This window comes from Cereibacter johrii (genome assembly GCF_001720585.1).
Taxonomy (GTDB): Bacteria; Pseudomonadota; Alphaproteobacteria; order Rhodobacterales; family Rhodobacteraceae; genus Cereibacter_A; species Cereibacter_A johrii.
This window is the reverse complement of sequence record NZ_MABH01000197.1, coordinates 1-4,997: the sequence shown is the minus strand read 5'-3', so window position 1 is coordinate 4,997 and position 4,997 is coordinate 1. Positions and strand designations below refer to the sequence as shown.

The following is a 4,997-nucleotide window of genomic DNA, read 5'->3' as shown; positions in this document are numbered from 1 at the left end:
TGCCCGCAGCCGCGGGCGGAGGCCCGCGCGAGCCGCGCCGTCAGCGCGCGGGCGTGAGGAAGGAGAGGGCCAGCGAGGCGAGGATGCAGCCGGTGAAGAGCCAGAGGCCCCAGGCGGTCTCGACCGTGGCGAGGCCCACGCCCTTGATGAGCACGATATAGAGTGCGATCAGGAAGATGTCGGCCATGGCGAGCCGGCCCAGCAGATGCAGCGCGGGCAGGACCCGGGGCGACAGGAGCCCCGCATGGAGAAGCGCCAGACCGATGGTCTTGAGGTAGGGCGCGAAGATCGCGAAGAAGGTCACGAGCAGCGCGAGGCCCACGTCGGTGCTCCAGAGCGACTGGAGCCCCGAGACCACCGAGATCTCGGACAGGCCGAAGAGCGGCAGCATCCCCGCCCGCATCAGGGGCGCGAACCAGGCGACCGGGAAGAGGAGGAGAAGCGCGAGATTGGCCGCGCGCAGCATCCTAGCGCAGCGCCTCGATCGGGCCCTCGGCGCGACCGTGGATGAACTGCTGGACGTAAGGATCGGGCGTGGTGTCGAGCTCCGAGACGGGGCCCGTCCAGCGGATCTTGCCGCGGTGGAGCATCGCCACATTGTCCGCGATGGCGCGCACCGAGGTCATGTCGTGGGTGATGGTCATGGCGGTCGCGCCCATCTCGGTCACGATCTCGCGGATCAGGTCGTTGATGACGCCCGCCATGATCGGATCGAGGCCGGTGGTAGGCTCGTCGAAGAAGATGATCTCGGGATCGACCGCGATGGCGCGGGCGAGGCCCACGCGCTTCTGCATCCCGCCCGAAAGCTCGGCCGGGTAGAGGTCGGCCACCTGCGGGCCGAGGCCCACGCGGCGCAGCTTCTCGATGGCGATCTCGCGCGCCTCGGCCTTGGGCCGCTTCTGCGCGCCGCGGAGCAGCCGGAAGGCCACATTCTCCCAGACATGGAGCGAGTCGAAGAGCGCCGCGCCCTGAAACAGCATCCCGAAACGGGCGAGGAAGGCATCGCGCTCGGCGCGTGTCACATCCTCGTCGTTCAAGAGGATCTGGCCCTTGTCGGGATGGACGAGGCCCAGAATGCATTTGAGCAGCACCGACTTGCCCGTGCCCGAGCCGCCGATGATGACCATCGAGCTGTTGCTCTCGACCCGCAGGTCGATGCCGCGCAGGACCTGGTTCGGGCCGAAGCTCTTGGTGACGCCGGAAAGCTCGATCATGAGGTGAAGAACACCTCCGTCAGCAGATAGTTCGCGGCGAGGATCAGGACCGAGGCCGCCACGACGGCGGATTTGGTGGCCCGGCCCACGCCTTGCGCGCCGCGGCCCGAGTTCATGCCGTGATAGCAGCCCATCAGCGCCACGATGAAGCCGAAGGCCGCGCCCTTCACGAGGCCCGAGCCCACGTCCCAGACCTCGAGGAAGTCGATCGTGTTCTTGATGTAGGTGGCCGAGTTGAAGTCGAGCCGGTTCACGCCCACGAGCCAGCCGCCCGCGATGCCGATGGAATCGCCCACCGCCACAAGGATCGGCACGGCGAGGGTGGCCGCCAGCACGCGCGGCACGGCCAGATATTTCAGCGGGTTCGTCGAGAGGGTTACGAGCGCGTCGATCTGCTCGGTTACCTTCATCGTGCCGATCTCGGCCGCGATCGAGGAGGCCACGCGGGCCGCCACCATGAGCCCGCCCAGAACCGGGCCCAGTTCGCGCGTCATGCCGATGGCCACGATGGAGGGCACCACCGCCTCGGCCGAGAAGCGCGCGCCGCCCGCATAGATCTGCAGCGCCAGCGCCCCGCCGGTGAAGATCGCGGTCAGCCCCACCACGGGCAGCGACAGCCAGCCGATCTGGATCAGCGCGGTCAGAAGCTCGCGCGGGTAGAAGGGCGGCCGGAAGATATGGCTCACCACCGCGCCCGCAAAGAGCGCGATGCGCCCCACGGCCGCCAGCATCCCGAGCGTGGCGCGTCCGAGGGCGGCGATGGGGGCCGCGGCGCTCACGCCGCGAGGGCCCCGTAGCGGCGCTGGTAGCGGCGGCCGAGGCTCGTCAGGATCTCGTAGCCGATGGTGCCTGCCGTGTCGGCCAGATCGTCCGGCGTCTGGTGCGGCCCGAGAATGTCGAGCGTCTCGGGCACCTCGGGCAGGTGGCTCACATCCACCGTGATGAGATCCATCGACACCCGGCCCACCAGCGGGCAGGGCACCCGGCCGGCATAGAGCGTGGCGCGCGAGGACAGCGTGCGCGGCAGCCCGTCGGCATAGCCTGCGGCGACCGTGGCGATGGTCGAGGTATGTTCGGCCGTCCATGTGTTGGAATAGCCCACGGGCTCGCCGATCTCGACCTCGCGCACCTGGATCACCGGCAGCGAGAGCCGCACCACGGGGCGCGCCTCCTCGAACGGGCGGCCGCCGTAGAGGCCGATGCCGGGGCGGGTCAGCTCGAAATGCCAGGCGGGGCCCAGCAGGATGCCGCCGGTGGCCGAGAGCGAACGCGGCACGCCGGTGCCGTCGGTCATGGCGCGGAAGGCGCCGAGCTGCTCGGTATTCATCGGATGGTCGGGATCGTCCGAACAGGCGAGGTGACTCATCAGGAGTTCCGGGCCCGCCTCGAGGGCGAAGCCGGCCACGGCCTCCCATTCGCCGGGCTCGAGCCCGAGCCGGTTCATCCCGCTGTCGAGCTGAAGGCCGAAGGGCTGGCCGCCCAGCGCCTCGAAATGCCGGGTGAGCTGGTCGATCGAGTTCAGCATCGGCGTCAGGTCGAAGTCGCGGATGAGGGCGGTGTCGCCCTCCATATGCCCCGAGAAGACGCAGATCTGCGGCCCGGAGCCGAGCGCGCGGCGCACGTCGGCCCCTTCCTCGCAGGTGGCGACGAAGAAGCGGCGGGCACCGGCCCGCGCGAGGGCATGGGCGACCTTGGCCGCGCCGAGCCCGTAGCTGTCGGCCTTCACGACGGCGCCGGTCTGGCAGTCGGAGGCGGTCATCTGGTCGAGCGCGCGCCAGTTGGCGGCGATGGCGTCCAGGTCGATGGTGAGGGTCGCGGTGGCCATGGCGGTGTTTTCACCGGAGCGCGCGCGAGGTCAAGGGGAGAAAGGCCGCGGCGAGCGGACTGCCGCCCCGCGCGCGGTCACGAAATACGGAAGAGGCTGCGGGGGCTTCGGGGTGCGGCCCTGCGCGCCCTGCGTCGATCCTGTCGCGGCCGCGCGGGGGCGAAGCCGGGTGGCGCGGGCGGGCCGCCGCTGGTAAAGGGCGGCAAAGCCATTGCGAGGAGACGGACCATGTTCGATCTGACGGGAAAATCGGCGCTCATCACCGGCGCTTCGGGCGGCATCGGCGGCGGCGTCGCGCGCGCGCTTCATGCGGCGGGGGCGACGGTGGCGCTGTCCGGCACGCGGACGGGGCCGCTCGAGGAGCTGGCGGCCGAGCTGGGCGGTCGGGCCCATGTGCTGGCCTGCAACCTCTCGGACGCGGCCGCCGTCGAGGCGCTGCCGAAGCAGGCAGCCGAGGCGATGGGCGCGGTCGACATTCTCGTGAACAATGCGGGCATCACGCGCGACCAGCTGGCCATGCGCATGTCGGACGAGGATTGGGAGCAGGTGATCGAGGTGAACCTGACCTCGACCTTCCGGCTCTGCCGCGGCGTGCTGCGCGGCATGATGAAGGCGCGCTGGGGGCGGATCGTCAACATCACCTCGATCGTGGGCGCGACGGGCAATCCGGGGCAGGCCAATTATGCCGCCTCGAAAGCGGGCGTCGTGGCCATGTCGAAGAGCTTCGCGGCCGAAGTGGCGAGCCGGGGCATCACCGTCAATGCGGTGGCGCCGGGCTTCATCGCCACCGCAATGACCGACAAGCTGAACGACGAGCAGAAGGCGCGGATCCTGGGCCAGGTGCCGATGGGCCGGATGGGCGCTCCCGACGATATCGCGGCGGCCGTGCTCTATCTGGCCAGCCCTGCGGCGGGCTATGTGACGGGGGCCACGCTCCATGTGAACGGCGGCATGGCGATGCTGTGAAAAAGGCCGATGGACGTGCGGCACTTTCGGCGCGGGAAAGCGTTTGCCTTGACGAAAGAGCCTTGCTATAGGCCCGTCAGAGTTGCCGGGGCTGATGCCTCCGGCTGAACTGCACCAGTTGCCTGCAGGGCAAGGGACAACGAGCCGGGAACCCTCCCGCAACGAATGAGGAAGTGACATGAGCGACATCGCTGATCGCGTGAAGAAGATCGTCGTCGAGCATCTGGGCGTCGAAGAGGAGAAGGTGACCGAGAATGCCTCGTTCATCGACGACCTCGGCGCGGACAGCCTCGACACGGTCGAGCTCGTGATGGCCTTCGAGGAAGAGTTCGGCATCGAGATCCCGGACGATGCGGCCGAAACCATCCAGACCTTCGGCGATGCGGTGAAGTTCATCTCGGAAGCCGCCTGAGCTTCCGCCGGGCAACCCGCCCGGGCATTTCGGACCCCCGTCGAGCGCTGCTCGGCGGGGGTTTTTCGTTTCCGGACAAGGATGCCGGCTGTCAACTCCGGCGCCGGGGGGGAGGATGCCGTCCGCAGGGGCACGGACCGGCCGGAGAGGCCGCCTCTCCTCGGCGGCACGGTCGGGTGCCGGCCCTGACAGGCAGGGCCCGCCGCCACCCGATCCGTCCGCCGCACGGGCGGCGATCGGGTCGGGCGCGCGCCGCCTCCGGTCTGCATGGTCTGGCGGGCCGGCATGAGGCTGCCTGCGTGACGCAGGAGACCCTCTGCGGGGGGCGTCTACGGGGGACTCTGTCCGCATCCGGCATCCCGACGAGGGCTGAAACCGGGGATCGGCCCTGCGGCGACACCGCCTGATGTCATCGCGGCAGAAGGTCCCGGCCCTGCCGGAGGCCTGCGGTGAGCGGCCAAAGGAGGACGTGCGGTTGGGACATCCGGGCCGCAGGGCGGGAGTGCCGGGCCCCTCTCGGGCCGTGCCGGAAGGGCGGCTGCGGCGCCCTGTCCGTGGCAACGCCGGCCGCGGGGGTTCG

6 protein-coding genes are annotated in these 4,997 nt (G+C 69.9%); 2 read left to right on the top strand and 4 right to left on the bottom strand.

What is annotated here, in order from left to right; all coding sequences use genetic code 11:
- Window positions 1–40 precede the first annotated feature (40 nt).
- Genes A9O63_RS17615 through alr form a run of 4 tightly spaced genes read right to left on the bottom strand, consistent with a single transcriptional unit; the run spans window position 41 to window position 3,039 of the window.
- Complete coding sequence (locus A9O63_RS17615) at window positions 41–466, bottom strand: paraquat-inducible protein A (RefSeq protein ID WP_002719611.1); 426 nt, start codon at window positions 464–466, stop codon at window positions 41–43.
- Window position 467: 1 nt separating this feature from the next.
- Entirely contained in the window at window positions 468–1,214 is a 747-nt protein-coding gene (locus tag A9O63_RS17610) for an ABC transporter ATP-binding protein (RefSeq protein ID WP_069333086.1), read from the bottom strand.
- Window positions 1,211–1,993 (bottom strand): MlaE family ABC transporter permease, encoded by a 783-nt coding sequence (locus A9O63_RS17605; RefSeq protein ID WP_084296029.1) that lies wholly within the window; start codon window positions 1,991–1,993, stop codon window positions 1,211–1,213. Before A9O63_RS17605 ends, A9O63_RS17610 begins: the two co-directional genes overlap by 4 nt.
- Window positions 1,990–3,039 (bottom strand): alanine racemase, encoded by a 1,050-nt coding sequence (gene alr / locus A9O63_RS17600; protein WP_069333085.1) that lies wholly within the window; start codon window positions 3,037–3,039, stop codon window positions 1,990–1,992. The genes A9O63_RS17605 and alr overlap by 4 nt, the downstream gene beginning before the upstream one ends.
- Window positions 3,040–3,267: 228 nt before the next feature.
- Here alr and fabG point away from each other — a divergent pair, with 228 nt between their 5' ends.
- Both fabG and A9O63_RS17590 read left to right on the top strand, forming a co-directional pair.
- Complete coding sequence (gene fabG / locus A9O63_RS17595; RefSeq protein ID WP_069333084.1) at window positions 3,268–4,005, top strand: 3-oxoacyl-ACP reductase FabG; 738 nt, start codon at window positions 3,268–3,270, stop codon at window positions 4,003–4,005.
- A 178-nt stretch (window positions 4,006–4,183) separates the two neighbouring features.
- Window positions 4,184–4,417, top strand: a complete 234-nt coding sequence (locus tag A9O63_RS17590; protein ID WP_002719616.1) for an acyl carrier protein — start codon at window positions 4,184–4,186, stop codon at window positions 4,415–4,417.
- Window positions 4,418–4,997: the final 580 nt, after the last annotated feature.